This is a genomic window from Streptomyces sp. NPDC059900, assembly GCF_050270335.1.
Classification (GTDB): domain Bacteria; phylum Actinomycetota; class Actinomycetes; order Streptomycetales; family Streptomycetaceae; genus Streptomyces.
The window spans coordinates 1-3,183 of record NZ_JBNNJZ010000776.1; the positions used below are offsets into that span (position 1 = coordinate 1).

The following is a 3,183-nucleotide window of genomic DNA, read 5'->3' on the forward strand; positions in this document are numbered from 1 at the left end:
GTGCCGGCTGCCGGGCCGGACTGCTGCAGATCCGCGTCGAGCTGCGTCAGATCCGCGTTGAGCGCGGCCATCAGCTCATCCATCTGCTGCAGCAAGCCCTTGGGTGGACCCTGCTCCGGCGCGGACTGTTCGCGCGCGGCCTCCTGCTCGGGTACGGCTTCCTGGGACATGACGGCCTCCTCGGCCCTCGCCCTCCGCGTGGCGGAGGGCAGCTGATGCAAGCGACGCACCAGCAGCGACCGCCGGCGCGGGTGCCGGGCGGTCCGGCTCCGCCCGAGCCAACGACCACCCGCGCCGACGGGTCACTGGGGCGAAGCCGTACCGGATGCGGGGTTGACGGAATTTCACCCGGCCGGGGGCCGGTCCTGCCGCGCTCAGCTCAGCTGCGGCATGACCTGCGAGGAGATCAGCTCCAGGTGGTCCAGGTCGTCCAGGTCGAGGATCTGGAGGTACATGCGCTGCGAACCCACGGCCTGGTAGGCGGCGATCCGCTCGACGACCTCCGCCGGGGAACCGGCGAGACCGTTCGCCTTCAGGTCCTCCACCTCGCGCCCGATCGAGTCGGCGCGGCGCTTCACCTCCGCGTCCGTCTTGCCGACGCAGGCCACCAGAGCATTGGAGTAGGTGAGGTCATCCGCCTTGCGCCCGTGCTCCTCCGCGGCGGCGCGCACGCGCTTGAACTGCTGCTCGGTATCGGAAAGAGAGGCAAAGGGAATGTTGAACTCGCTCGCGTAGCGGGCCGCGAGGGCGGGCGTCTTCTTGGCGCCGTGACCGCCGATGAGGACGGGCACCTTGGGCTGCGCGGGCTTGGGAAGGGCCGGGGAATCGGAGAGCTGGTAGTAGGTGCCGTCGTAGGAGAACCGCTCGCCCACCGGGGTCTCCCACAGGCCCGTGACAATGGCGAGCTGCTCTTCCAGGCGCCCGAACTTCTCCTTCGGGAAAGGGATTCCGTACGCGGAGTGCTCCGCCTCGTACCACCCCGAGCCGAGGCCGAGCTCGATGCGGCCGCCCGACATCTGGTCGACCTGCGCGACCTGGATCGCGAGGACGCCCGGCAGCCGGAAGGTCCCCGCGGTCATCAGGGTGCCGAGCCGGATCCGCCGGGTCTCACGGGCCAGTCCCGCCAGCGTGATCCAGGCGTCCGTGGGGCCGGGAAGGCCGTCGGAGGAGCCCATCACGAGATAGTGGTCGGAGCGGAAGAAGGCGCTGTAGCCGAGGTCCTCGGTGGCCTTGGCGACGCTAAGGAGCGTCTCGTAGGTCGCGCCCTGCTGCGGTTCGGTGAAGATTCGAAGGTCCATACAGCCATCTTGCCCGGCCGCCGGATCCAGTTTCAGTGCCGCGCCGTTGCCGGGCGGTTAGGCTTCGGCCCTGGTCTGTCCGGGCACGGGGCCCGGAAATGGTGTGGGGGTTGTGGTCGAGATGGTCGCTGGCAGAGTTGTCCGGTTCGACGGCGCGCGGGGATACGGCTTCATCGCCCCGGAGCACGGCGGGGAAGACGTGTTCCTGCACGCCAACGATCTCCTGATCCCGGAGCCGTTGGTGCACGCGGGGGCGCAGGTCGAGTTCGAGATCGAGGAGGGCGAGCGCGGGCCCAAGGCGTCGTCCGTCCGCCTCCCCAAGGGGGCGCAGGCGTCCGCGCCGTACGCGAGCAGGGCACAGGTGCCGCCGTCGATCCAGGCGGCCGCCGCCGGGTTCGACGACGGCGAGGAGCCCACCTGCGACGTGCTCAGCGTCGCGGAGTACTCCTTCGAGCTGACCGAGCTGCTGCTCAGCACCGCTCCCTGGATGACCGGCGAGCAGATCAAGCAGCTTCGCGAGCAACTGGTGCAGCACGGCAAGAGCCACGGCTGGGCGGAGGGCTGAGCGCGGGCGGGGCGAGCCGGTCCGGGGCCGCGTTTCCCGGGGGATCAAGGGAATCAGGGGCGGCGAAAACCCCTGAGTGTGCCAGGGGTGTTCGCTGTACGGTCTAGAGGCGCGCTGGAGCCGCAACCGTAAGTTTCCGCAGTTCAGATTGCGTTTCGAGGCAACCCGTGTTCCTGACGATCAGTACCTCCGGTACCCCCGAGAACCCCGCGACCGACCTCGGGTTCCTGCTGCACAAGCATCCCGGCAAGGCCCAGGGATTCTCCACGTCCTACGGCACCGCGCACGTCCTGTACCCCGAGGCGACCGAGGAGCGCTGCACCGCCGCGCTGCTGCTGGAAGTGGACCCCGTGGCGCTGGTGCGGCGGGGCAAGGGCAAGGGCCGGGGAGGGGCGCCCGACGCGGCCCTCGCCCAGTACGTGAACGACCGGCCCTACGCCGCTTCGTCGCTGCTCGCCGTGGCGCTGAGCGCGGTGTTCTCCAGCGCGATGCGCGGTGTGTGCAAGGCCAGGCCCGAGCGGGCGCAGCAGACCCTGCCGCTGCGGATCGAGGTGCCCGCGCTGCCCGCGCGCGGGGGCGCCGAGCTGGTGCACAAGCTGTTCGAGCCGCTGGGCTGGACGGTCACGGTGACGCGGATTCCGCTCGACGAGCAGTTCCCGCAGTGGGGCGACTCGCGGTACGTCCACCTCGTACTGGAGGTGCCGGACGGGAAGCTGACCCTGGGCGAGGCGCTGCGGCACCTCTATGTCCTGCTCCCCGTGCTCGACGACGCCAAGCACTACTGGGTCTCGCAGGACGAGGTCGACAAGCTCCTGCGCGCAGGTGAGGGCTGGCTCGCGGACCACCCTGAGCAGCAGGTCATCACCAGCCGCTATCTGTCGCGGCGCTGGTCGCTGACCAGCCAGGCCATGCAGCGGCTCGAACTGGTGCGGCTCGCCGACGCGGACGACACGGACGTCGACGACCTCGACAACGCGGTCGACGAGGAGACCGACACGGAGGAGAAGCCCGTGCCGCTCGCCGTGCTGCGGCGCGAGGCGATCCTTGCGGCGCTGACCGGCGCCGGTGCCGGGCGTGTGCTCGATCTGGGCTGCGGACAGGGGCAGTTGGTCCAGGCGCTGCTCAAGGACACGCGGTTCACCGAGATAGCCGGTGTCGATGTGTCGATGCGCGCGCTGACCGTCGCGTCGCGGCGGCTGGGGCTCGACCGCATGGGCGAGCGGCAGGCCGAGCGCGTCAAGCTCTTCCAGGGCTCGCTCGCCTACACCGACAAGCGGCTCAAGGGGTATGACGCCGCCGTCCTCAGCGAGGTCATCGAGC

The 3,183-nt window shown here is 70.2% G+C and carries 3 protein-coding genes; 2 read left to right on the forward strand and 1 reads right to left on the reverse strand.

Going from position 1 to position 3,183, the window contains the following annotated elements; all coding sequences use genetic code 11:
- Positions 1–374: 374 nt before the first annotated feature.
- Positions 375–1,298 carry an LLM class F420-dependent oxidoreductase gene (locus ACQKIP_RS43720; protein WP_365858414.1) on the reverse strand — a complete coding sequence of 308 codons (924 nt, stop codon included), beginning with the start codon at positions 1,296–1,298 and terminating at the stop codon, positions 375–377.
- A gap of 121 nt (positions 1,299–1,419) precedes the next feature.
- Between ACQKIP_RS43720 and ACQKIP_RS43725 the strand changes: the two genes are divergently transcribed.
- A complete protein-coding gene (locus tag ACQKIP_RS43725; RefSeq protein ID WP_365858416.1) occupies positions 1,420–1,863 on the forward strand; it encodes a cold-shock protein in 444 nt (147 codons plus the stop codon).
- 167 nt (positions 1,864–2,030) lie between these two features.
- A partial coding sequence (locus ACQKIP_RS43730; RefSeq protein WP_427745559.1) for a 3' terminal RNA ribose 2'-O-methyltransferase Hen1 occupies positions 2,031–3,183 on the forward strand: 1,153 nt, incomplete at its 3' end.